Source organism: Roseobacter insulae (genome assembly GCF_019375555.1).
Taxonomy (GTDB): Bacteria; Pseudomonadota; Alphaproteobacteria; order Rhodobacterales; family Rhodobacteraceae; genus Roseobacter; species Roseobacter insulae.
In genome coordinates, this window is record NZ_JAHXDN010000003.1 from 549,401 (window position 1) to 573,784 (window position 24,384).

Sequence of the window (24,384 nt, forward strand, 5' to 3'; positions counted from 1 at the left end):
AAGTTTTACCGCGCCGCCATCACATTTATGTAAGGGCGTCCCGAAAAAAGGCCGCACCGATAATCGGCACGGCCAGTCTGACAGGGAGGATGCCCGGACCGGAAAGAACACATCCGGCCAACGAGCGATTTGACTATGGCGCGCAAAGGTTAACATCGTATGGTCAGGCGGAGTTTTTGTGCATGAAGGAAGCAGTAGCGTGACAACGGATATTTTCATCGGCGGCGGCGGGCCGGATTACGGAACACAGCAACACCTCAGCCTCGGCTACGCCAACCGGCACGGTCTTGTGGCCGGCGCTACCGGTACCGGCAAGACGGTCACCCTGCAAATTCTGGCAGAAGGCTTCTCCAAAGCGGGCGTGCCGGTCTTCCTGTCGGACGTGAAGGGCGATCTCTCCGGGTTGGCGAAAGCAGGGGCGCAGACCCACAAGCTTCACGGGCCTTTCACCGAACGGGCCGACAAGATCGGCTTTGCCGACTATGCCTACGAGGCTTTCCCCGTCACCTTCTGGGACCTTCTGGGCGAGCAGGGTCATCCGGTGCGCACAACGGTGTCCGAAATGGGCCCGCTGCTGCTGTCGCGCTTGCTTGATCTGACCGAGGCACAGGAAGGCATTCTTAACATCGCGTTCCGACTGGCCGACGAGGAGGGCCTGCCACTGCTGGACCTCAAGGACCTGCAGGCATTGCTGGTTTGGATCGGCGAGCATGCAAAGGAACTGTCGCTGCGCTACGGCAATGTCTCCGCCGCCTCGATCGGCGCCATCCAGCGGCGGTTGCTGGTGCTGGAAAATCAGGGCGGGGCGGGGCTGTTCGGCGAACCGGCGCTGGCCCTGTCGGACCTGATGCGTACGGAAGCGGATGGGCGCGGCGCGATCAACATTCTGGCGGCGGACAAGCTCATGGCATCCCCGGGACTCTATGCCACATTCCTGCTTTGGCTCCTGTCCGAGCTTTTCGAGGAATTGCCCGAGGTCGGCGACCCCGAAAAACCCAAGCTGGTTTTCTTCTTTGACGAGGCACATCTGTTGTTTGACGACGCCCCCAAGGCACTGGTGGACAAGGTCGAACAGGTTGCCCGCCTGATCCGGTCGAAGGGTGTGGGGGTTTACTTTATCACGCAGAACCCGGCCGATGTGCCCGACGATATCCTCGGGCAGCTTGGCAACCGGATTCAACATGCCCTGCGGGCCTTCACCGCCAAGGACCGCAAGGAATTGCGCATGGCGGCCGAGACCTACCGGGAGAACCCCGACTTCGACACCGAACAGGCCATCCGCGAGGTAGGCGTGGGCGAGGCCGTCACGTCGATGCTGCAGCGCAAGGGGGTGCCGGGCATCGTGCAGCGGACCCTGATCCGGCCCCCGTCCTCGCAACTGGGCCCCATTTCCACTCAGGAACGTACGGCGTTGATGGCCGCATCCGAGATGGCAGGCAAATACGACAAGGCCGTGGACCGGTCGTCAGCCTTCGAAATCCTCAAGCAACGGGCGCAGACGGCCGCTGAGGAAGCCGCAAGATCCGAAGAGGCGGCGGAAGAAGGATCTGCCCAACTCCGCGAATTCAACGCCGCACGCCGGTATTCCGGCGGGCGCGTTGCGCGGTCCACGTCGCGTCGTACCGGCACACGCCAGAACCAGAGCCTGGGCGGGGCGGTTGCCACGGCGGTCATTAAAGAACTGCAAGGCACAACCGGGCGCCGCATCGTGCGCGGCATTCTGGGCGGGCTGTTCAAAGGTCGCTAGGCCGCGCCGCGATCCCGAGGGGCCGGGCGGGCCGGCGGGGTGCCCCCCCCGTGGCCGCTACTTCTCGGGGATCAGCCCGCGCGGACTGAACCGCAGCACCAGCAGCAACAGCACGCCGATGGTGAGCAGGCGCATATGTGCCGCAGATTCGATCAGATGCGCCTTGAGCGCCGAGCCATCGGGCATGCCGACGGTGATCCATTCCATCACCTCCAGCCCGATGGATTCGCCCTTGTCCCACATCAGGTAGATCAGCATTCCGCCCAGCACGGCTCCGAGGTTGTTGCCCGACCCACCGACGATCACCATCACCCAGATCAGGAAGGTAAAGCGCAGCGGCTGATAGGTGCCGGGGGTGAGCTGCCCATCCAGCGTTGTCAGCATCGCCCCTGCGATCCCGCAGATGGCTGAGCCCAGAATGAACACCTGAAGGTGGCGCGCAGTCACATCCTTGCCCATGGCCTCCGCCGCGACCTCATTGTCGCGAATGGCACGCATCATCCGGCCCCAGGGGCTGTTGAGCGCCTGCTGCGCCATCCACAACAGCAGCACCAGTACGAAGGCAAAGAGCCCGCAATAGAGCAGCTTCACGTAGATCGTGGAGGCGGTGACGGCGTCGATGCCAAAACCTGCGGCGCGGTCGACGAACCCGGCATTGTTTTGAAGGTCGATCTCGTAGGGCACCGGGCGCGGCACGCCGACCACATTCTTGACGCCACGCGACAGCCAGTCTTCATTCTTGAGAATGGCGATGATGATCTCGGCAATGCCAAGCGTCGCAATCGCCAGGTAATCCGACCGCAACCCAAGCGCCGTCTTGCCGATGATCCACGCCGCCCCGGCAGCAAAAAGCCCGCCCACGGGCCAGGCCAGGATGACCGGCAGACCCAACCCGCCAAGATAGCCGGTCAGGGCCGGTTCAATGGCCTCAACAGCCTCTACAGACGGATCGAAGACACCGCGATAGAGCAGGAAACCGATGATCAGAATGGCCAGCACGGCGAGACTGCGCAGCCAGCCGCGCCGCATGTGACGGGCGGTTGTAATCGCCACCACGATGGTCGCGGCCCCCATCAGCAACGCGCCAAGAATGCCAAACCCACCCGCCTGCCAGGCACCGGGCGTCGCAGGCATGCCCACCAGCACCGCTGCCAGACCGCCCAGAGCCACAAACCCCATGATGCCGACGTTGAAGAGCCCGGCGAACCCCCATTGCAGGTTGACCCCCAGCGCCATGATGGCCGAAATCAGCCCCATGTTCAGCACGAAGAGCGCTGCGTTCCAGCCCTGGTAATAGGCGATCACAGGGATCATCGCGAAGACCGCTGCGAACAGGAGAGTGTTTTTCATGGCCGAGTTCATACCGCTTTCCCCGCAAACAGGCCGGTGGGTTTCACCAGCAGCACGATCAGCAGGATCACGAAGCTGACCGCCAGTTTGTAATCGGTGGAGAGCAGCTGAACCAATGTGTCGGGCGCCATATCTTCCGGCACAACATAGGTCACCACCTTCTTCCACGCATAGGTCACCGTGACCTCGGAAAAGGCGATGACAAAGCCACCGGCAATCGCCCCCAGCGGGTTGCCCAGGCCGCCGACGATGGCGCTGGCAAAGATCGGCAGCAGAAGCTGGAAATAGGTGAACGGCTTAAAGCTCTTGTCGAGCCCGTAGAGCACGCCAGCGATGGTTGCCAGCCCCGCCACGATCAGCCAGGTGACCCTCACCACGCGCTCGGGGTTGATCCCCGACAAGAGCGCAAGATCCTCGTTATCGGAATAGGCCCGCATGCTCTTGCCCGTGCGCGTGCGGTTGAGGAACCAGAAGAGCAGCGCGACCACGATCACCGCTGTCAGGATCGTGATGCCCTGCGTGGTCTTGAAGGCCAGACCTTCGCGCAGGCCCGTTATCTCCTTGAAGGTGCGGGCGGATATGATGAAGCGTTCCCCGTCCAGAAACCGCTGGTCATCCGGCCCGATGATGAAGCGCACCAGCCCGTTGAGAATGAACGTCACCCCTAGTGACACGATCACGAAGATGACCGGCTTGGCCTTCTGCGCCCGATAGAACCGGTAGACAACGCGGTCCGTGGCCAGCAGCAGCGCCATGCAGCCCAGGATGCCAAAGGGCAGGGCCAGCAGGGCAGTCGGCAGGGGCCCCAGCGAAATGCCCCAGCTTTGGAAAAGCCAGGTCACCAGAACCGTGACCATGGCGCCAAAGGCCATGGTATCCCCATGGGCAAAGTTGGAAAACCTTAAGATGCCGTAGATCAGCGTCACCCCCAACGCGCCGAGCGCCAGCTGCGCGCCATAGGACATCGCCGGGATGATCACGAAATTCGAGAGCGCCACGATGGCGTTTAGGAGGTCCAATTCAAAGTCCTTATCATAGATAAGTTCGTCCGGGCTATACAGCGTTGCACGAACCCTCATAAGTCACATGTGAACCTGCACCCGTCCAAAAAGACACCAGAATGTGCCCGTCTGGAAACTTGGTCATAAGGCTCACGTTTGGTCCCCCGCGCCTGGGATCCGGGGCCCAGGAACTGACCACCCAACGCTTGTCAGCCTGTCTTGCGCCGATTCCCACTGTGCTGCCGCCCTGTACCGCGTAGCCGAACCGATTGGGCTCGTTAGGCCGCGACATTCGTGTCAGTATAAAGGGAGAGACGTTGTCCAAATCAACTGTTGTTTGGGGGCGACCACCGGATGCGACGATACCGTCGCCAAGTTCGCACCGTTCGGTTTCATGCGTGATGATGCCACCCTGCGCAGATCCTGCGGTTACATCGCTTTGGTCGCCGGTGGCTGCACAAGAGGCCACCCCCATGATAAGCGCAATGCATCCGACGCCCCTAAATAGTCCCAACATACCTATCCTCCCAAAAATGACTTGCGCACTTCGGGGTCAGCCAGCAATTCCTTGCCCGTTCCCGTATAGGCATTCCGCCCCTGCACCAGCACATAGCCCTTGTCGGCGATCTCCAGCGCCTGCCGTGCGTTCTGTTCCACCATCAGGATCGGGATGCCCGTGCGCGCCACCTCGATGATCCGGTCAAAAAGCTCATCCATCACGATGGGGCTGACCCCGGCGGTCGGCTCGTCCAACATCAGCACCTTGGGCTGCGTCATCAGCGCCCGACCCACGGCGACCTGCTGGCGTTGCCCGCCGGACAACTCACCCGCCGCCTGCAACCGCTTTTCCTTCAAAATCGGGAACAGGTCGTAAATCTGTGCCATGGTGCCTGAGATGTCGTCGGTGCGAATAAACGCCCCCATCTCGAGGTTTTCCTCAACGGTCATCGAGGTGAAGATGTTCGAGGTCTGCGGCACGAACCCCATGCCCTTGGCCACCCGGTCCTGCGGAGAAAGTTGCGTGATGTCCTCGCCATCCAGCTTCACATGCCCCTCGCGCAGGTTCAGCATCCCGAAAACGGCTTTCATGCCGGTGGATTTGCCCGCGCCGTTCGGCCCGACAATCACCGCGATCTCGCCGCGATCCACCGCAATGGTGCAATCGTGCAGGATATCCGGCCCCGCGCCGTACCCCCCTGTCATGTTTTCACCGATCAGGAAGGGCCCGCCCGCAGAGGGATAGGATTTGCCCCCCTGTTTGACCGGTGTCGCCGTGCCCATGCCCTTGGGATTGCCCAGGGACAGATCCTTGTTGCCGCGGTCGCTGTAGGGATCGCTGCTCATGCCCCGACTTTCTCTTTATTTTTCAGCCCGGTGCCCAGATAGGCCTCGATCACGTGTTCATTGGCCTTGATCTCGTCGAGCGTACCCTGCGCCAGCACTTTGCCCTCGGCCATGCAGATCACCGGGTCACACAGACGGCCAATGAAATCCATGTCGTGCTCGATCACCACAAAGGTATATCCGCGCTCCTTGTTGAGCCGGATGATCGCATCCCCGATGGTGTTGAGCAACGTGCGGTTCACACCAGCGCCGACCTCGTCCAGAAACACGATGCGGGCATCCACCATCATCGTGCGGCCAAGCTCCAGCAGCTTTTTCTGCCCGCCGGAAATCTGACCGGCCTTGTGATTTGCCAGATGCTCGACCGTGAGGAACTCCAGCACCTCGTCCGCCTTGGCTCTGAGGGCGCGTTCCTCGTCAGCGATGCGTTTGCGGCCGAACCACGTGTTCCACAGCGTCTCGCCCGACTGCGCGCCTGGCACCATCATCAGGTTCTCGCGGCAGGTCATCGACGAGAACTCATGAGCGATCTGGAAGGTGCGCAGAAGCCCCTTGTGAAACAACTCGTGCGGGGGCAGGCCCGTGATATCCTCACCCGCCATCGAAACCCGCCCGGACGTTGGTTGAAGAACGCCTGCGATCACGTTGAAAAGAGTTGTTTTTCCGGCGCCATTTGGGCCAATCAGGCCGGTGATCGACCCCTGGTCGATCTCCAGCGTGGCACCATCTACGGCGTGGAATCCGCCGAAGTGCTTATGAATGTCGTCCACGACGATCATATGTTGTTCCCCGTCAGCGCAGCTTTCCGGCGCTCTCGTATAATTGGAACAGCCCGGAACGTGAAGCTCCGGGCTGTTCGGTTTTTGTCAGGCCAGATTACTTGAACCCAATGGTCTCGTTCTTGCCGTCTTTCACTTCGATCATGCGGTAGGTGCCCGCAGATTCACCGGGGCCGATCAGCTCAACCGCGGAGGCGCCCACATAGTCCACGTCGCCACCATCCCGAAGAATGTCGAGCGCTTTGCCCAGCTCGCCGGGATAGATCTTCTCGCCCGGTGCGTTGGCGACCTCAAGGATCTTGGAGCCGTAATCTGCAGGATCGGTGCTGTTCGCCGCCTGCATCGCCAGCATGAACAGCGCAGCCGCATCATAGCTTTCCGGTGTATAGGGGGACGTTGCATCAAACGCATCACCGGCCATTGCCGTCAGCTTTTCGATACCTTCACCACCCGATCCCGCGATCTGGCCGTAAGAGCCGTTGAGCGCATCGCCGACATTGGCCGGCAGGCTGTCACCGATCATGCCGCCGGGCAGGCCGAAAGTCTCAAACGCGCCGGTGTCGAGGGCTGCGTTGATGATGCCCAGACCGCCCTGGTCCAGGTAGCCCGCAACCACAAGCAGATCACCGCCGGCAGAGGCCAGCGCGCCCATTTCCGCCGAATAGTCGGCCTTGCCGTCCTCATGCGCCGCGACGATCGTCACTTCGCCGCCCACGGCCTTGAAGTTGCTCTCGATCGCGTCGGCTAGACCCTTACCATAGTCGTTGTTGGTATAGGTCAGCGCGATGGATTTTACGCCGCGCTCCTGCAGGATTTCCGCCATGACCTGACCTTCCCGTGCGTCCGAAGGCGCTGTGCGGAAAAACAGGTCGTTATCTTCAACCGTGGAAAGGCCCGGGGATGTCGCGGAGGGCGAAATCATCACCATGCCGTTCGGGATCGCGACGTTTTGCAGGATCGCGCCGGTCACGCCGGAGCAGTCGCCGCCGATCAGACCATTCACACCTTCCGCAATCAGCCGCTCGCCGTTCGACGTGGACAAGCCGTTGTCGATGCATCCGGTATCTGCCCGGATCGGGGTGACCTTGGCCGCATCCAGCAGCTTGCCGCTTTCGGTGACTTCGGACATTGCCAGTTCGGCGCCCGCCGCCATCGGACCCGTCAGCGATTCGATGGGGCCGGTGAAGCCGATGAGAATACCCAGTTTAACTTCCTTCGCGTGACCACCCGCCAGAGCAGAGGTCGCCACAAGAGCCGCGGCGGTTGTGGCCAAAAGCATCTTTTTCATTGTTTTCTCCCATATTGGAACTTGACGTTCGCGGGCAGATTATGCGGCAGGGTCATAAATGAAAAGCCCTTTTGCCCAATCGGCAACCGACCGGCTGGCGGTCACATAAAAATGATGGTGAAAACCCGGGCAGCTGCTCTAGATTCAGGAAAAAATTGGGTGGACTTATGCGTTTAGCGTTAACATTTCTTTTTCTGGCCATGACCTTTCTGGCGGCGCCAATTGCCTCAGCGCAGGTGCAGATCGCGCCGGTGGTCAATGGTTTGGACCAGCCATGGGGCATTGCCCACTTGCCGGACGGGTCCCTTCTGATCACCGAAAAAGCCGGTCAGTTGCTGCATTTCAAAGACGGCACGCTACGAGAGATTGCGGGTGCGCCGGATGTGGATGACGGCGGGCAGGGCGGGTTGCTGGACATCACGCTGCCGCGCGACTTCAACACCAGCCGCAAGGTTTTCCTGAGCTACTCGAAACGCCAGTCGCGCGGCGCGGGCACGGCCCTCGCCTCTGCCAGGCTGTCCGATGACGGCACCCGCCTTGAAGGGTTGCGGGATATCTTTGTCATGGCACCGGGATCATCGGGCGGCAGGCATTTCGGCAGCAGGATCGTCGAGGCAAGGGACGGCACCCTGTTCCTGACCATCGGGGACCGTGGCGATCGCCCGGCAGCACAGGACCGATCAACCCATAACGGGACCATCGTGCGGATCAACCGCGATGGGTCCATCCCCGCAAGCAACCCCTTTGTCGGCCAGTCGAACGTCCGGGCGGAAATCTGGTCCTACGGGCATCGCAATCCGCAGGGCGCGGGGCTGGATGAAGAGGGCACCCTGTGGACCGCGGAACACGGTGCGCGCGGCGGCGACGAGGTGAACCGCATTCGCAAGGGCGCAAACTTCGGCTGGCCCGTCATCTCCTATGGTCGCCACTACTCCGGCGCAAAGATTGGTGAAGGCACCGCCAAGGCGGGTATGGAACAGCCGGCGTATTACTGGGACCCCTCCATTGCCCCCTCCGGGTTGCTGATCTATCGCGGCGAGATGTTTCCCGAATGGCGCGGTGACATGTTCGTGGGCTCACTGAAGTTCGACTATATCTCGCGGCTGGAACTGCGTGGCACGGGCGCGCAGGAAGTCGCACAGATCAAAACATCCGAAACGGACCGGGTGCGCGACATCATCGAAGGGCCGGACGGCAGTATCTGGTTCATCTCCGTCGGCAACGGGGCAGTGTATAAAATATTCCGCCCGTAAAACGGCCCTACGTCAGATCGACAGCCGCGCCGCGTGGCTGCCACGCTCGCGGTAGGGCGTGGTGTCATAATGCGACCGGTAGCACTTGGAAAAATGGCTTGGTGACGCAAATCCGCAGGCCAGTGCCACGTTGATCACGCTCATATCGGTCTGCATCAGCAGGTTGCGCGCCTTTTGCAGCCGCAGTTCCATATAATAGCGTTTCGGTGACCGATTGAGGTAACGCCGGAACAGCCGCTCCAGCTGCCGGGTGCTCATGCCCACGTTCTTGGCCAGAATGGAGGGGCTGATCGGTTCTTCGATATTGCCCTCCATCATCTGGATGACCTTGCTGAGTTTGGGGTGCCGCACGCCGATCCGTGTCGGCACCGAAAGGCGCTGCGTGTCCTGATCGGTGCGGATGGACGCATAGATGAGCTGGTCGGCGACCATATTCGCCAGCTCCTCGCCCTGCTGGTCCGCGATCAGTTTCAGCATCAGGTCAATCGAGGAGGTGCCCCCCGCGGTTGTCATGCGGTTGCCATCCACGACGAACACCGATTTGGTCAGGTCGACCTCGGGGAACTCTTCTGAAAAACTGTCCTGATTTTCCCAATGGATCGTGGCGCGCTTGCCTTCGAGCAGACCCGCCTTGGCGAGGGTATGCGCCGCGGTACACAGACCACCGACCAGCAATCCCTTGCGGGCTTCACGGCGCAGCCAGCCCAGAATTTTCTTGCTGGTGGCCGCCTGCACGTCAATGCCGCCACAAATCATCACCGTGTCGTCGCGGTTCAGATCTTCGAGATCGGCGTCCAGCTTGAAACCGCTGCCCGCCGAACAGTAAACGATGTCGCCGCCTTCACCCACGATCCGCCATTCGTAAAGGGTCTTGTTTGCCATCCGGTTCGCGATGCGCAGACTTTCGACAGCTGCCGCAAAACAAAGCAGCGTGAAGTTGTCGAGCAGAACAAAGACAAAGCGCTTGGGTTTGTCTGCTGGCGGGTCATTCCGCGTGGCTGATTGCATTTGGGGCATTGCCGACTCTTGATCTTATCGTTCTGTGCGCTAGCGGTCTTGGCGTGACGCGGGTGAAGTCACTTGGTCATGACCCGATTGCGACGTCAAGAGGACGAATTTGTGATATGGTCACTCCGCACAGGCTTTTGTATAGAGAGCGCTGTGATGTGAGCGCTCGCAGGAATGCGAGCCCAACCCGGAGTTGAAAAGATGAGCGAATGGACAAAATCAAGCTGGCGCGCCAAACCGCGGATCCAGATGCCGGACTATCCGGATCAGGCCGCTTTGGAAGCCGTAGAAGCCCAGCTTGCCCGGTTCCCGCTTTTGGTTTTTGCCGGTGAGGCGCGCCGCCTGACGAAACATCTTGCCGCGGCGGGACGGGGCGAGGCGTTCCTGTTGCAGGGCGGCGATTGCGCGGAAAGCTTTGACCAGTTCAGCTCGGATGCGATCCGCGACACCTTCAAGGTCATGTTGCAGATGGCCATTGTGCTGACCCATGGCGCCAAGGTGCCGGTGATCAAGGTGGGCCGGATGGCCGGTCAATTCGCCAAGCCACGATCTGCCCCGACCGAGACGGTGGATGGCGTGGAACTGCCAAGCTACCGCGGCGACATCATCAACGAGCTCGACTTCACGTCAAAGGCCCGCATTCCGGACCCGGAGAAGATGCTGCGCGCCTACACGCAGGCCGCGGCCACGCTGAACCTCATTCGCGCCTTCTCGACAGGCGGCTATGCCGACGTGCATCAGGTACATGCCTGGACGCTGGGCTTCACCGAGAGCGAGAAGGTCGACCGCTACCGCGAGATCGCCAACCGCATTTCCGATACGCTCGACTTCATGACGGCGGCGGGTGTGAACGGCGATACGGCCCATACGCTGAAATCAGTCGAATTCTACACCAGCCACGAATCCCTGCTGCTGGAATATGAAGAGGCGCTGACCCGCGTGGACAGCACGACCGGCAAATGGCTGGCGGGATCCGGGCACATGATCTGGATCGGCGACCGGACCCGGCAGCCCGATGGCGCGCATGTGGAATTTGCCCGCGGCGTGCAGAACCCGATTGGCCTCAAAGCCGGTCCGTCGATGACTTCGGATGACTTGAAACAGCTGATGGCCAAGCTGAACCCGGAAAACGCAGAGGGACGTCTGACCCTGATCGCACGTTTTGGGGCCGGCGCGGTGGGCGAGCATCTGCCACGCCTGATCAAGACCGTGCGCGAAGAAGGTGCCAACGTGACCTGGGTTTGCGATGCGATGCATGGCAACACCATCAAGTCGTCATCGGGCTACAAGACACGACCTTTCGATTCCGTGCTGCGGGAAGTGCGGGAATTCTTTGCCGTGCACGCCGCCGAAGGGACCGTACCGGGGGGCGTGCATTTCGAGATGACCGGGCAGGACGTGACCGAGTGCACCGGTGGTGTACGGGCCGTCAGCGACGAAGACCTGTCAGATCGCTACCACACCGCCTGCGACCCGCGGCTCAATGCCAGCCAATCGCTGGAGCTGGCCTTCCTTGTGGCCGACGAATTGTCCAACCGGCGCGCCACACACCGCGACATCGCCGCTGGCTGACCCCAGGCATAAAAACCCGAGGTAAAACGCCGGGGTCAGATCCGTGACCCAAGAACAAAACCGCCCGCACGTTCTGTGCGGGCGGCATTCCTGATCAAAGGAAATTAATACTAAAATTTTAGTCGTCGGACTTTACGAGGCGCAGATAGGGCGCGTCCTTGCGGGGCGTCTCGCTCTGGAAGGGCACCTTCGGCTCGTTGAAACCGGCGTGAAGCTGATGCGACTTGGTTGCAGGCGCGGGCTTGACCGCTGGCTGTGCAACCGGGGCAGGGGCGTCCTGCTTGATGACGGCCGTATTGCTGCTTCCGCTGACAATCGGGCGCAAAGCGGACTGCGTGACGTCGAAACGACGCGGGCTGCGGCCCATGTCCCCGACCGAGATCAGCGCGCCCAGAATACGGCTCACATCGCCCAGATCGCTTTTCAGCGGCATCAGGATCATCCGAGCCTCAAGCGGCGGCATGCCAGCCCCCTTTTCAGAGTGCAATTGCAATGTACAAGTGGCGGGCGTCTCGAAGACTTCCTCCAGAATATCGCTGAGCTGGCGGCGCGACCCGGGCGTGATGAAGGAAGTGAGCGGCATGCCACGTACTTCCATGCCCATAAGGTCGCTCAAATGACTGCCGGCTATACGCAGCCGCGCAATACCCGGCGCGATTCTTTCCACGATGAAGGAATACTCCAGCGCCTGCTCAATGCCGCGCGGGTCGATCTCGGCACGGTTGGGCATCAGACGGCTGCCGCGCAGCGCTTCCCAGTAGGCTTCAACCTGCGCCAGGGGGGCGAACCCGTTATGTGAAACATGCTGCGTCATTGAATATACATTGTGCGTGTTTTGCCCGCCGTTGTCCATTGTCCGCCCTCTTTCCTCTTTGCCGCGCTCGCGCGCTCTATAAACTCTTTCACACAGACACTGAACTTGTCGTTTCGGAACAGTGCCAGACTGGTTACTGAAACTTTAATACCAACAATTTTCTACAAACGGTGTCATATCTTTACATTTGGTTAATCGGCGCGCCGCACCACCACGTTCGGGCGGTTCACTGCCGAGGGGTTGCCCTGCCGTGTCAAAACGCCATAAGGCTGATGAGGACAGGATGGCTGAAGGGACCTTGCCGATGATCCGATCCATGACCGGCTTTGCCTCTGGTACCGGCAGTGCACCGCCGCATTCCTGGGCTTGGGAATTGCGTGGTGTGAACGGCAAGGGGCTGGACCTGCGCCTGCGGGTGCCGGACTGGATCGACGGCCTCGAAGCGGGATTGCGCCGCATGCTGTCGGCTGCCGTGGCGCGCGGGAACGTGACCCTGTCGTTGCGTCTCGCCCGCGACGAGCACGCGGGAGGCACCCAGATCAACGAGGCGCAACTGGCCTCCGTGCTGACTGCGATGGCCACCATCGAGGCCCGCGCTATGGATGCTGGCGTGTCGCTGGCGCCATCGACATCCGCGGATATTGTCGCCTTGCGCGGCGTTTTGGAGCAAAGCACCAACGAAGATGATGCAGGCCCGCTCGCACGGGCTCTGCTGGCCGAGGCCGGGGAACTGATCCAGAACTTCAATGCGATGCGCGACAGCGAAGGCGCGGCGCTGCAAGGGGTCCTGGGCTCTCAACTGGAGGAAGTGGCCGCGCTGACGGCACAGGCGGCCGGTCTGGCGGATGCCAGAAGTGCGCAAATGGCCGAGACCCTGAAACGCAACCTGTCACGGGTGATGGAGAACGCCGAGGGGGCCGACGCGGACAGGGTTGCACAGGAGCTTGCCCTGATTGCCGTCAAGAGTGACGTCACCGAAGAGATCGACCGCCTGAGCGCCCATGTGGATGCCGCGCGTGATCTGATCGGGCAGGGCGGCCCGGTCGGGCGCAAGCTTGATTTCCTGATGCAGGAGTTCAACCGGGAGGCCAATACGCTCTGCGCCAAGGCCCAAAGCACTGAATTGACACGCTGCGGACTGGCCTTGAAGGCTGTGATCGACCAGATGCGTGAACAAGTCCAGAATGTGGAGTAAGCAATGACCGCGACACGCCGTGGCCTTTTGATCATTCTCAGTTCCCCCTCGGGCGCCGGCAAATCGACTCTGGCCCGCCGGCTGCGCGACTGGGATCCGGAGATCGAGTTTTCCATTTCCGCCACCACACGCCCGGCGCGCCCCGGTGAGGAGCATGGCCGGGAGTACTACTTTGTCAGCGAGGCTGATTTCAAATCACAGGTCGCGGATGAAGGTATGCTGGAGCACGCCCATGTCTTCGGGAACTTCTACGGCTCGCCCCGCGCGCCCGTTCAGACCGCCATCTCGCAGGGGCGCGACGTGCTCTTCGACATCGACTGGCAGGGATCTCAGCAAATCACCAATTCCGCCCTCGGCGCGCACACGCTGTCGATTTTCCTGCTGCCGCCCTCGATCCGGGAATTGCGCAACCGTCTTGAGAGTCGCGGGCAGGATGATGCTGCAACCATCGCGCGCCGGATGGAAAAAAGCTGGGACGAGATCAGTCACTGGGGCGCTTATGATTTCGTGCTGGTGAACGATGATCTTGATGCTACCGAAGCACAACTGAAGACCATCATAGCCGCAACGCGACTGCGCCGCAGCCAGATGCCCGGCCTGACCGAGCACGTACGGCATCTGCAATCCGAATTCGAGGAATTGTCATGACACTCTATGCTTTGGGAGACAGCACACCTGAACTGCATGCCGACACCTGGGTCGCACCGGGTGCCAACCTGATCGGAAAAGTCGTGCTGGAGGAGGGTGCGTCTGTCTGGTTCGGCACGACAATCCGCGCCGATCACGAGGAAATCCGGGTCGGGCGCGGGTCCAACGTGCAGGAAAACTGCGTGTTTCACATTGATGCAGGCTATCCGCTGACCATCGGGCAGGATTGCACGATCGGGCATAAGGTTATGCTGCACGGCTGCACCATCGGTAACAACAGCCTGATCGGCATGGGGGCCACTGTGCTCAATGGTGCGAAGATCGGTAACAATTGTCTGGTGGGGGCAGGCGCGCTGATCACCGAGGGCAAGGAAATCCCCGACGGCAGTCTTGTCATGGGTGTTCCGGGCAAGGTCGTGCGCGAACTGGACGAGAAGGCCATTGCCGGACTGGCTGCCTCTGCTGCGCATTACCGCGATAACATGCGCTTTTTCCGAAATGAACTTCGACTCGTAAAAGGCTGATATGAAAAACGAAACAGGATCTTTGGTGCGCCCCGACGCGCTCCCTGAGAGTGCCAGTCGCCCGGTGGTTACCCCGTTGAGCGCTTCCGTCGTCTACGCGTCCGAGACGCCTGATATGCTCGACCAGCAGTATCAGGGCGACCTTCATGGGTACACCTACGCGCGCGAAGGCCACCCCAATGCGGATGTGGTGGGCAGGCGCATCGACCGGATGGAAGCGTCACCCAACCCCGGCGTTGTCACGTCCTCGGGCATGGCCGCGGTATCGGCTGTATTGCTGGGGGTGACGCAGACCGGCGATCACGTGATCGGCGGCAACCAGCTTTATGGCCGCTCCCTGCGCATGATGACCGAGGATTTGCCGCGTCTGGGGATCACCACGTCGATGGTTGATCCAGGCGATATCGCGGCGATGCGCGCCGCGATCCGCCCCGAGACGCGGATGATCCTGATCGAAGCAGTCTCCAACCCGACCTTGCAGGTGGCTGATGTCGCGGGGCTGTCCGCCTTGGCGAAGGAGGCAGGCCTATTGCTTGTCGTGGACAATACATTCACCACACCCCGCGCCTTCAGACCGTTTGAATGGGGCGCGGACGTCGTAATCCACTCGCTTACAAAACTGCTTGCGGGCCATTCCGATGTCATGTTGGGATACGTGGCGGCACGCGACCGTGCCCTCAATGACAGATTGCGGGTATTCACGGTCACCGCGGGGATGAACCCAAGCCCCTTTGACTGCTGGCTGGCCGAGCGCGGCATGCTCTCCTTTGATCTGCGGTTCGATCGTGCGCAATCCACCGCGGCGCGGCTGGCCGACCATCTGGCCTCCCTTAAGGGCGTGAAGCGGGTCATCTACCCCGGGCGCGCCGACCATCCCGATCATGTGCGGGCCGACGCACTGCTCTCGGGCCAGTTCTGCAACATGGTCAGCTTTGAACTGGACGGCGACCGCGCCGTGGCCAATGCCTTCACGCGCGCCGCGGACGGGCTGAGCTTTGCGCCCACGCTCGGCGATGTCGGCACCACACTTTCTCATCCCGCCTCTTCGTCACATCGGGCGCTCACAGCTGAAAAAAGAACGGCACTGGGGATGTCCGAAGGTTTCTTCAGGGTATCCGTCGGACTGGAGGATCCCGGCACGCTCTGCACTGTGTTCGAGCAGGCCGTCACCACGGCCACCGGCAATTGATCAGGGCAGAGCGGTATGGACAATACGCTCGACGATCTGCTGACCGCCATGCCGCTTCCGGCGCTGGTCATCGACGGGGCGGAGCGGATTATTGCGGCGAACGCCGAAGCCTGCACCCTGATCGGGCAGGGCATCACCGGGCGCAACTACGTCACGATGCTGCGGCAGCCAGCCCTGCTCGACACAATTGAGGCGGTGCTCCGCGACAGCCGTCCGAGAGTGTCGCAATATCTTGCCAATGACGGGGTTCAGGACACCACCTTTCAGGTCACCGCCCGGGTGGTGCCAGATCTGCGCGCGATCCTTTTGTGCTTTATCGATGTGACCCATCTGGAACAGGCAGGCCAAATGCGCCGCGACTTCGTGGCCAATGTCAGCCATGAACTGCGCACGCCTCTGACCGCGCTGATGGGGTTTATCGAAACGCTCCGCGGCCCGGCGCGCGAAGACCCCGCGGCGCGCGACCGGTTCCTGACCATCATGGAAGGTGAAGCGGGACGGATGAACCGCCTTGTCGGTGACCTGCTGTCGCTCAGCCGTGTCGAGGGGGACGAACGTGTCCGCCCACGCGATCTGGTCAACCTGACCGACATCCTGTCGTCGGTCCTGCGCACGCTGAAGCCGCTGGCAGATGAGGCCGGAATGACCTTCGAACCCGAATTCGGCCCCGCTCCGGTTGAGCTGATCGGGGATGCCGATCAGCTGATGCAGGTCTTCACCAACCTCGTGGAAAACGCGATCAAATACGCGGCCTCGGGCAAACGTCTGAGTGTGCGCATCACGCAAACAGATCGCGATCCGGCACTGCGCGCCCCGGGTGTCCGGGTGCAGATCATCGACTACGGTCCGGGCATTGATGCGATTCACCTGCCCCGGCTCACCGAACGCTTCTACCGCGCGGACAGCCATCGCAGCCGGGCGCTGGGGGGTACCGGATTGGGCCTCGCGATCGTCAAACACATCATCAACCGCCACCGCGGTCGGCTGCGGGTGGAAAGCGAGTTGGGGCAGGGGTCTCAATTCACGGTAGTATTACCGATACAAAGCGGTCCGGCAGTTCCAACCACCGAGTCATAGACTTGCCGTCGCAACCACCTCATCCGTTTTCTGCCATCTGACAGCGGGTCATTTAATCCTTGTTAATCAACACTTTGAACACGATGTAAAATCACCGCGCTCACTGTCATAAAACTGTTACCAATCTGTCACAAAAGCATAGTGTGCGGCCCGTACCACACGGTCAAGATCGCCACGGAGGTGATCAGATTCGAAATGAAAGTGACAGGAGATCTCATGTCGTTCGTAAAACTTACAACATCCGCGCTGGCCATTGCGGCGTTGTCCGCAACCACCGCTGCCGCGCGTGATCAGGTCCAAGTTGCCGGCTCTTCTACCGTGCTGCCCTATGCGTCGATCGTCGCCGAAGCTTTTGGCGAAAACTTTGAATTTCCAACACCGGTTGTTGAATCCGGTGGTTCGTCCGCTGGCCTGAAACGTTTCTGCGAAGGCGTCGGCGAAAACACCATCGACGTGGCCAACGCCTCGCGCAGAATCAAAGAAAAAGAAGTTGCAGCCTGCGCCGAAAACGGCGTAACCGACATCATCGAAGTCCGCATCGGCTATGACGGGATCGTCTTCGCCTCGGACATCGCGGGCAATTCTTTTGAATTCACACCTTCGGACTGGTTCCTTGCTCTGTCCGACACCATCCTGGTCGACGGTGAAATGGTGCCCAACCCGAACACAAACTGGAACCAGGTGAACACCGCATTCCCCGATCAGCCGATCCAGGCGTTCGTGCCCGGCACCAAGCACGGCACACGCGAAGTTTTCGAAGACAAGGTGATCCTTGCAGGTTGCGAAGAAACCGGTGCGTTTGACGTGCTGAAAGCGGCTAACGGCGACGACAAGAAAGCCGCCGAGAAAGCCTGCATTGCGCTGCGTACAGACGGTAAATCGGTCGATATCGACGGTGACTATACCGAAACGCTGGCGCGCATCGAAAGCAACAAGGACGGCATCGGCGTCTTTGGTCTGGCGTTCTACGAAAACAACACCGACAAGCTACAAGTGGCAACGATGGGTGGTATCACGCCCTCGACCGAGAGCATCGCAACCGGCGAATACCCGGTGTCGCGCCCGCTGTTCTTCTACATCAAGAAAGCCCACATCGGCGTCATCCCCGGCCTCAAGGAATACGCTGAGTTCTTCGTGGCGGACGAGATCGCCGGCCCGGATGGCCCGCTGTCCGAATACGGTCTCGTTGCAGACCCCAAGCTCGAAGAAACGCAATCCCTTGTTTCCGAAGAAGCGGTTCTGGGCGGCAACTCCTGAGCCGGTGCCAAACGCCCCCGGGGGCAGTTCTCGCTGCCCCCGACACTTTACTGAGACCACAAAACTGGGGTGGGCCGTATGGCACTTAGTTTGACCGGATATGTCGTCCTTGCCGTTCTGGTACTGACCATCGCCGCGTTTTTTGCAGCGAAAAGCAAGGCCAAATCAACTGCCAACGGCGATGTCAGGCTGCTGCACTCCCTGCCAAACTACTACGGGTACAATGCCGCGATGTTCACCGCGGTGCCAGCCCTGGGGATCATGCTTATCTGGCTGCTGGCACAGCCGATGATGATCGAAAATTCAGTTTTCAAACTCATCCCCGAGCGCATCGTCGAAGAAGGGTCTTCGCGCGGGCTGGTGATGAGCGATGTGCGCCGCGTGGCCGAAGGGTTGGACATCGCCGTGGCGCAGGGTGCGATCACCGACACCGAAGCAGATAACATACGATCTGAAGCCCGGGATATCCGCGCCTTGTTGGGAGAGGTGGGCGTCGCGCTCGGGTCGGATGTCGAACCGGAAGTTCTTTTTGCAGCGCAGGAATATCGCACGCTTTCCAGTGTCGGCGCCTTCTGGATGGCTGTTGTTGTACTGGGCGTCGCATTTATCGGCGCGGCAGTGTCGATTGTCGTGTCGAAGGCCGATTTCAGAGCGCGTAACACGGTGGAACGGGGCGCTTTGGCGTTGTTAATCCTTGCCGCATCGCTGGCCATTATGACCACTGTCGGCATCGTCCTGTCGATGCTGTTTGAGAGTATAAACTTCTTCCGCCTGCATTCCTGGACCGATTTCTTCTTCGGCGGCAGCTGGGCACCCAACTTTCGCGGTGACAGTGACTTGTCGATCCTGCCGCTGCTCTGGGGCACATTGTACATTTCGGTGATCGCTCTGCTCGTCGCCGTTCCGATCGGGCTCTTCGCGGCGATCTACCTGTCCGAATATGCCGGGCCCAAAGTCCGCTCTGCCGCCAAACCGCTGCTGGAAATCCTCGCCGGGATCCCGACCATCGTCTATGGATTGTTCGCCCTGCTTACGGTGGGCCCGGCACTGGTCAGCATATTCGGACGTGGAGATCAGGGCCTGCTTGGCGTTGAGTGGATGAGCGGCGCCACGGCCGTTCTGACAGCCGGGCTTGTCATGGGTATCATGCTGATCCCCTTCGTGTCATCGCTGAGCGACGATATCATCAACGCGGTGCCACAGGCGATGCGGGACGGTTCCTTCGGCCTCGGGGCCACGCAATCCGAGACCATCCGCCAGGTTGTCCTGCCCGCGGCCCTGCCGGGGATCGTGGGGGCGGTCTTGCTGGCCGCGTCCCGCGCGATTGGTGAAACCATGATTGTCGTGCTGGGGGCCGGGGCGATCGCCAAATTCTCGCTGAACCCGCTGGAAGCGATGACCACCATCACAACGCGCATCGTGAGCCAGCTGACCGGGGATACCGATTTTGCCAGCCCCGAAACGCTGGTAGCCTTTGCACTGGGCCTCACGCTGTTTGTCCTGACACTGGGCCTGAACGTCCTCGCCCTTTACATCGTGCGCAAGTACCGGGAGCAATACGAATGACCGACGCAACCACCCCCTCGTCCGTTCCTGCCATGACACCGTTGTCAGGCAAGGGCTCGTTGCTGGTGCAGGACGCCCGCACCCGCAAACGCAATGCGGCCGAAAAACGGTTCAAAGCCTATGGTGTGGTCGCCATTTCCATTGGCATGCTGATGCTGATCATCCTGGTCTTCAACATCATCTCCCGCGGCACCGGCGCCTTCCAGCAGACCTTCGTTACGCTGGAGGTGCCGCTGCTGGCCGAAAAACTCGACAAGAAGGGCAACCGCGATCCGAATGATCTGCGCAAAGTCTCGACCTTTGGATATGCGCCACTCCTGCGGACAGCATTCGAAGACAAGATTGCGCAGAACGGCATTGAAACAGAGCTTTCGCCCAAGGCGATGGCCGGCATCCTGTCCGCCGGTGCGCCTGCACAGCTTCGCGATTTCGTACTGGCGGACCCTTCGATGATCGGCACCACGCAGCAGTTTGAGTTTCTCGCCTCCAGCCGCGTTGACGGCTACCTCAAGGGGCGGGTGAGCCGCGACAGCATTGCAAACGACAAGAACATCAGCGCAGAACAACTTGATTTTGTTGATAAGCTGATCGAAGGCGGATCCATCGAAAAACGTTTCAACCTTGCCTTCATCATTGGCGCGGACAGTTCGGATGCCCGACCAGAGGCGGCTGGCATGGGGGTTTCGATGATTGGATCCTTCTTCATGATGCTGGTTGTTCTGGCACTGGCGTTGCCCATCGGTGTGGCCGCGTCGATCTACCTGGAGGAGTTCGCGCCGAAGAACTGGCTGACAGATATTATCGAGGTCAATATCTCAAACCTTGCGGCGGTGCCGTCCATCGTGTTCGGCATTCTTGGCCTCGCGGTGTTCATCAACTACATGCACCTGCCGACCTCTGCGCCGCTGGTAGGGGGGCTGGTGCTGACCCTGATGACCCTGCCGACAATCATTATTTCAACGCGGGCATCGCTGAAAGCCGTGCCGCCTTCCATCCGCGATGCCGCGCTGGGTGTCGGCGCCTCGAAGATGCAATCCGTTTTCCACCACGTGCTGCCGCTGGCCGCGCCCGGCATCCTGACCGGCACGATCATCGGTCTGGCGCAGGCTCTGGGCGAAACGGCGCCGCTGCTGTTGATCGGGATGGTCGGCTTCATAGCCTCGAATCCGCCCGACAGCATTGCCAGTGGTCTGCTGGACCCGAATTCCGCCATGCCTGCGCAAATCTATGAATGGGCGAAGCGGGCGGATCCGGCCTTCTACGAAAGGGCCTGGGGGGGCATCATCATCCTGCTGGTCTTCCTGATCACCATGAACACCATCGCCGTGATCCTGCGTCGACGTTTCGAGCGCCGCTGGTAGGGGGAGACAACAAATGAACGACATGAGAATACTGGAGAGAGACGTGGACGCCAACGCCATCAAAATCGCCGCGAAAGGGGTTCAGGTCTATTACGGAGACACGCACGCCATCAAGGATGTGGATGTCGATATCCAGGATAAAACCGTCACCGCCTTCATTGGACCGTCAGGGTGTGGCAAGTCCACTTTTTTACGCTGTCTCAACAGGATGAACGATACAATTGATGTCGCCCGCGTGGAAGGTGACATTCGTATTGATGGTGAAGACATCTACGACAAGGCGGTTGACCCGGTGCAATTGCGCGCCAAGGTCGGCATGGTGTTTCAAAAGCCGAACCCGTTTCCAAAATCCATTTTTGATAACGTCGCCTACGGTCCGCGCATTCATGGCTTGGCCAAAAACAAGTCCGACCTCGATGACATCGTGGAACGCGCCTTGCGTCGCGCGGCGATCTGGAACGAGGTCAAGGATCGCCTTGCGGCTCCTGGAACCGGCCTGTCAGGTGGCCAGCAGCAACGGTTGTGCATTGCCCGGGCAGTCGCCACCGAGCCCGAGGTCCTGCTGATGGATGAACCTTGTTCCGCGCTGGATCCGATCGCAACCGCGCAGGTCGAAGAACTCATCGACGAGTTGCGTCAGAACTATTCTGTTGTCATTGTAACGCACTCCATGCAGCAAGCGGCCCGGGTCAGCCAGAAGACAGCCTTCTTCCACCTCGGCAACCTTGTCGAATACGGAGAAACCGGGCAGATCTTCACCAACCCCGAGGACCCGCGCACGGAAAGCTACATCACTGGTCGGATTGGATAACATCATGCAAGATCAACACATTGCTTCGGCATTTGACCGCGACCTCGAAGCCATTCAGGCACAGATCATGAAAATGGGGGGGTTGGTCGAAGCCTCTATCCGGGATGGCGCATTGTCTCTCGATACGCGCGACGAGGAACTGGCGGAAAAAGTCCGCAAGGGTGACCGCGCCATTGACGAGCTTGAAGAGATGATCAACGAGGAGGCCGCGCGGGTAATTGCGTTGCGGGCACCGACAGCACGCGACCTGCGCCTGATCCTGAGCGTCATCAAGATTAGCGCCAACCTCGAACGTATTGGCGATTATGCAAAAAACATGGCCAAGCGGACGGGGGTTCTGTCGCATATGGCCCCGGTGGACGACGGCACCGGAGCGCTGCGCCGCATGGCGCGTGAGGTAGAGAGAATGCTGAAAGACGCGCTGGATGCTTATGTCCAGCGGGACGCGGAACTGGCGATGGATGTCATCAACCATGACCGAGATGTTGATCAGATGTACAATGCGCTCTTCCGCGAGTTTCTGACCTTCATGATGGAGGATCCGCGCAACATTACCGCCTGTATGCACCTGCATTTCATCGCAAAAAATATCGAGCGCATGGGCGATCATGTCACCTCCATCGCTGAACAGGTTGTGTATCTGGTGACCGGCGAGCATCCTGAAGACGACCGTCCGAAGGCCGACAAAACATCATTGGTAGCTGAAGGGTAAGTCGCATGTCTGCCGATCAACCGCGTGTTCTGGTCGTCGAAGATGAACCTGCTCAACGGGAGGTTCTGGCCTATAATCTCGAAGCCGAAGGCTTTGCCGTCAGCCGGGCCGAAAACGGCGAAGAGGCGCTGATGCTTGTCGACGAAACGGCCCCCGATGTCATCGTGCTGGACTGGATGATGCCCAACCTCTCCGGCATCGAGGTCTGTCGGCGTCTCAAGATCAGGTCAGAGACGCGCAGCATCCCGATTATCATGCTGTCGGCCCGGTCCGAGGAGGTCGACCGGGTGCGCGGCCTTGAAACCGGCGCGGATGACTATGTGATCAAGCCCTATTCCGTCATCGAACTGATGGCACGGGTGCGCAGCCAATTGCGGCGTGTGCGTCCTGCGGCGTCAGGCGAGCGACTGGAGTATGAGGACATCGTGCTTGATGCGACCAGTCACCGGGTCAACCGCGGTGACAGCGAACTGAAACTTGGCCCGACCGAATTCAGGCTTCTGTCGACTTTCATGGAGAAGCCGGGGCGCGTGTTCTCGCGCGAGCAGCTTCTGGACCGGGTCTGGGGACGCGATATCTATGTGGATACCCGCACGGTTGACGTGCACATCGGGCGTCTGCGCAAGGCCCTGACACAGCACGGCGGGTCCGATCCATTGCGCACGGTCCGGGGTGCGGGATACGCGCTGGGGTAGGGGCCTCAGGCCGCGGGTCGCAGCTTCAGGATTTCCCGCGCCTGCTGCCAAGTTGCCACGGGCCGCTCGTATTTCTCACAAAGCTCGGCGGCACGCCGGATCAGCGCCGCATTCGATGGCGCCAGGGTGTCGCGGTCAAGACGCACATTATCTTCGAGACCGGCACGCGTATGTCCGCCGGCGGCGATGGCCCATTCGTTAACCTCAATCTGGGCCGGGCCGATCCCAGCAGCACACCATGCGGCGTCAGGCGCCCGGGATTTCATTGTTTCTACATAAAAATCAAAAACTTCCTTGTCAGCAGGCATTGCGTTTTTGACCCCCATGACGAATTGCACGTAGAGCCGTCCATGCAGTTTTCCTGCCGCATGCATCTTGATCGCGTGCAGAATGTGGGACAGATCGAAGGCCTCGATTTCCGGTGTCACCTCATAGGTGCGCATCTCGCCGGACAACCACTCGACCAAATCGGGGGGATTCTCATACACCCGCGTCGGAAAGTTGTTTGACCCCACCGATAGCGATGCCATATCCGGCCGCAGGGGCAACATGCCACCCCGTGCCGTACCAGCCCCGGACCGGCCACCGGTCGAAAACTGAATGATCATGCCGGGGCAATGTTTCTCCAACCCTTCCTTGAGGGCTGCAAATTTATCCGGATCCGAGGATGGTGTTTCATCCGCGTTACGGACATGGGCATGACAGATCGACGCGCCAGCCTCGAACGCCTCATGCGTGCTCTCGATCTGTTCCGAGACGCTGATCGGAACCGCCGGGTTCGCAGCCTTTGTCGGAACGCTTCCGGTGATTGCCACGCAAAGAATACAAGGATCAGTCATGAGTAAACCGTTTCATGCGGCCAAAGCAGGAAAGTGAACCTGACACGTCTTGTTGGCCATGTGGACGGGTCAGACTTTTGATCGCATCGTGCCATTCACAAGACTTGCTACCGGCACAGCGTCTCAAATTCAACCGAATGCCTTAAGAAGAGTGATCCAATCCGGCGCAGGGATTTGTTCTGAGGGCAGTCAATCCTGGTTCCAAGTCCGAAAGGTGAGAATACCAAGTAAAACCAGCTTGATATAGGCCATGCCTAAATAATACATAATACTGATTATACAATTTAATAATGTAGCCGGATGGATTCACAAACGAAGTGCAAATTCTTTACGAATACAGAGAGTTGCATGGAG

22 protein-coding genes are annotated in these 24,384 nt (G+C 60.2%); 14 read left to right on the plus strand and 8 right to left on the minus strand.

The features are described 5' to 3' along the window. Positions 1–199 precede the first annotated feature (199 nt). Entirely contained in the window at positions 200–1,747 is a 1,548-nt protein-coding gene (locus KX928_RS14150; RefSeq protein WP_219503734.1) for a helicase HerA-like domain-containing protein, read from the plus strand. Between the two features lie 57 nt (positions 1,748–1,804). Here the strand turns inward: KX928_RS14150 and KX928_RS14155 are convergent, their stop codons facing one another. From KX928_RS14155 to KX928_RS14175, 5 genes are all read right to left on the minus strand, one after another. Then, a complete protein-coding gene (locus KX928_RS14155) occupies positions 1,805–3,109 on the minus strand; it encodes a branched-chain amino acid ABC transporter permease (protein WP_219503737.1) in 1,305 nt (434 codons plus the stop codon). Continuing rightward, complete coding sequence (locus KX928_RS14160) at positions 3,106–4,116, minus strand: branched-chain amino acid ABC transporter permease (RefSeq protein ID WP_219503740.1); 1,011 nt, start codon at positions 4,114–4,116, stop codon at positions 3,106–3,108. Before KX928_RS14160 ends, KX928_RS14155 begins: the two co-directional genes overlap by 4 nt. A 501-nt stretch (positions 4,117–4,617) precedes the next feature. Then, positions 4,618–5,442: an ABC transporter ATP-binding protein gene (locus KX928_RS14165; protein WP_219503743.1), complete on the minus strand. Its 825-nt coding sequence runs from the start codon at positions 5,440–5,442 to the stop codon at positions 4,618–4,620. Further along, positions 5,439–6,221, minus strand: a complete 783-nt coding sequence (locus tag KX928_RS14170) for an ABC transporter ATP-binding protein (protein ID WP_219503746.1) — start codon at positions 6,219–6,221, stop codon at positions 5,439–5,441. Before KX928_RS14170 ends, KX928_RS14165 begins: the two co-directional genes overlap by 4 nt. 97 nt (positions 6,222–6,318) lie before the next feature. Continuing rightward, positions 6,319–7,509 carry an ABC transporter substrate-binding protein gene (locus KX928_RS14175; RefSeq protein WP_219503748.1) on the minus strand — a complete coding sequence of 397 codons (1,191 nt, stop codon included), beginning with the start codon at positions 7,507–7,509 and terminating at the stop codon, positions 6,319–6,321. 167 nt (positions 7,510–7,676) lie between these two features. Here KX928_RS14175 and KX928_RS14180 point away from each other — a divergent pair, with 167 nt between their 5' ends. Further along, positions 7,677–8,762: a PQQ-dependent sugar dehydrogenase gene (locus tag KX928_RS14180; RefSeq protein ID WP_219503751.1), complete on the plus strand. Its 1,086-nt coding sequence runs from the start codon at positions 7,677–7,679 to the stop codon at positions 8,760–8,762. A 12-nt stretch (positions 8,763–8,774) separates the two neighbouring features. Here the strand turns inward: KX928_RS14180 and KX928_RS14185 are convergent, their stop codons facing one another. Next, positions 8,775–9,779 (minus strand): GlxA family transcriptional regulator, encoded by a 1,005-nt coding sequence (locus tag KX928_RS14185; protein ID WP_219503753.1) that lies wholly within the window; start codon positions 9,777–9,779, stop codon positions 8,775–8,777. A gap of 192 nt (positions 9,780–9,971) precedes the next feature. On the opposite strand from KX928_RS14185, the gene KX928_RS14190 reads away from it, so the two are divergent. Further along, positions 9,972–11,342 carry a class II 3-deoxy-7-phosphoheptulonate synthase gene (locus KX928_RS14190; protein WP_219503755.1) on the plus strand — a complete coding sequence of 457 codons (1,371 nt, stop codon included), beginning with the start codon at positions 9,972–9,974 and terminating at the stop codon, positions 11,340–11,342. Between the two features lie 118 nt (positions 11,343–11,460). Here the strand turns inward: KX928_RS14190 and KX928_RS14195 are convergent, their stop codons facing one another. Continuing rightward, positions 11,461–12,156 carry a PAS domain-containing protein gene (locus KX928_RS14195; protein ID WP_257883766.1) on the minus strand — a complete coding sequence of 232 codons (696 nt, stop codon included), beginning with the start codon at positions 12,154–12,156 and terminating at the stop codon, positions 11,461–11,463. Positions 12,157–12,460: 304 nt separating this feature from the next. Between KX928_RS14195 and KX928_RS14200 the strand changes: the two genes are divergently transcribed. The 11 genes from KX928_RS14200 (at position 12,461) to phoB (ending at position 23,191) form a co-directional block, all read left to right on the plus strand. Further along, positions 12,461–13,351, plus strand: coding sequence for a YicC/YloC family endoribonuclease (locus tag KX928_RS14200; RefSeq protein ID WP_219503871.1), 891 nt, complete (start codon positions 12,461–12,463; stop codon positions 13,349–13,351). A 3-nt stretch (positions 13,352–13,354) separates the two neighbouring features. Continuing rightward, on the plus strand, positions 13,355–13,999 hold the full coding sequence (gene gmk, locus KX928_RS14205; protein ID WP_219503761.1) for a guanylate kinase: 645 nt from the start codon (positions 13,355–13,357) through the stop codon (positions 13,997–13,999). Then, positions 13,996–14,523 (plus strand): gamma carbonic anhydrase family protein, encoded by a 528-nt coding sequence (locus KX928_RS14210; protein WP_219503764.1) that lies wholly within the window; start codon positions 13,996–13,998, stop codon positions 14,521–14,523. The genes gmk and KX928_RS14210 overlap by 4 nt, the downstream gene beginning before the upstream one ends. A 1-nt stretch (position 14,524) precedes the next feature. Continuing rightward, complete coding sequence (locus KX928_RS14215) at positions 14,525–15,712, plus strand: trans-sulfuration enzyme family protein (protein WP_219503766.1); 1,188 nt, start codon at positions 14,525–14,527, stop codon at positions 15,710–15,712. 15 nt (positions 15,713–15,727) lie between these two features. Next, on the plus strand, positions 15,728–16,789 hold the full coding sequence (locus tag KX928_RS14220) for an ATP-binding protein (protein WP_219503769.1): 1,062 nt from the start codon (positions 15,728–15,730) through the stop codon (positions 16,787–16,789). 216 nt (positions 16,790–17,005) lie between these two features. Then, positions 17,006–18,046, plus strand: a complete 1,041-nt coding sequence (locus KX928_RS14225) for a substrate-binding domain-containing protein (protein ID WP_219503772.1) — start codon at positions 17,006–17,008, stop codon at positions 18,044–18,046. A 78-nt stretch (positions 18,047–18,124) separates the two neighbouring features. Further along, positions 18,125–19,612: a phosphate ABC transporter permease subunit PstC gene (gene pstC, locus KX928_RS14230; RefSeq protein ID WP_219503774.1), complete on the plus strand. Its 1,488-nt coding sequence runs from the start codon at positions 18,125–18,127 to the stop codon at positions 19,610–19,612. Then, positions 19,609–20,973, plus strand: a complete 1,365-nt coding sequence (gene pstA / locus KX928_RS14235) for a phosphate ABC transporter permease PstA (protein ID WP_219503777.1) — start codon at positions 19,609–19,611, stop codon at positions 20,971–20,973. The genes pstC and pstA overlap by 4 nt, the downstream gene beginning before the upstream one ends. 13 nt (positions 20,974–20,986) lie before the next feature. After that, on the plus strand, positions 20,987–21,784 hold the full coding sequence (gene pstB, locus KX928_RS14240; RefSeq protein ID WP_219503780.1) for a phosphate ABC transporter ATP-binding protein PstB: 798 nt from the start codon (positions 20,987–20,989) through the stop codon (positions 21,782–21,784). A gap of 4 nt (positions 21,785–21,788) precedes the next feature. Further along, entirely contained in the window at positions 21,789–22,496 is a 708-nt protein-coding gene (gene phoU / locus KX928_RS14245) for a phosphate signaling complex protein PhoU (RefSeq protein ID WP_219503783.1), read from the plus strand. Between the two features lie 5 nt (positions 22,497–22,501). Next, entirely contained in the window at positions 22,502–23,191 is a 690-nt protein-coding gene (phoB, locus tag KX928_RS14250; protein ID WP_219503786.1) for a phosphate regulon transcriptional regulator PhoB, read from the plus strand. A gap of 5 nt (positions 23,192–23,196) precedes the next feature. Here the strand turns inward: phoB and KX928_RS14255 are convergent, their stop codons facing one another. Then, positions 23,197–24,030 carry a 3-oxoadipate:acetyl-CoA acetyltransferase gene (locus KX928_RS14255; RefSeq protein WP_219503788.1) on the minus strand — a complete coding sequence of 278 codons (834 nt, stop codon included), beginning with the start codon at positions 24,028–24,030 and terminating at the stop codon, positions 23,197–23,199. Between the last annotated feature and the right edge of the window lie 354 nt (positions 24,031–24,384).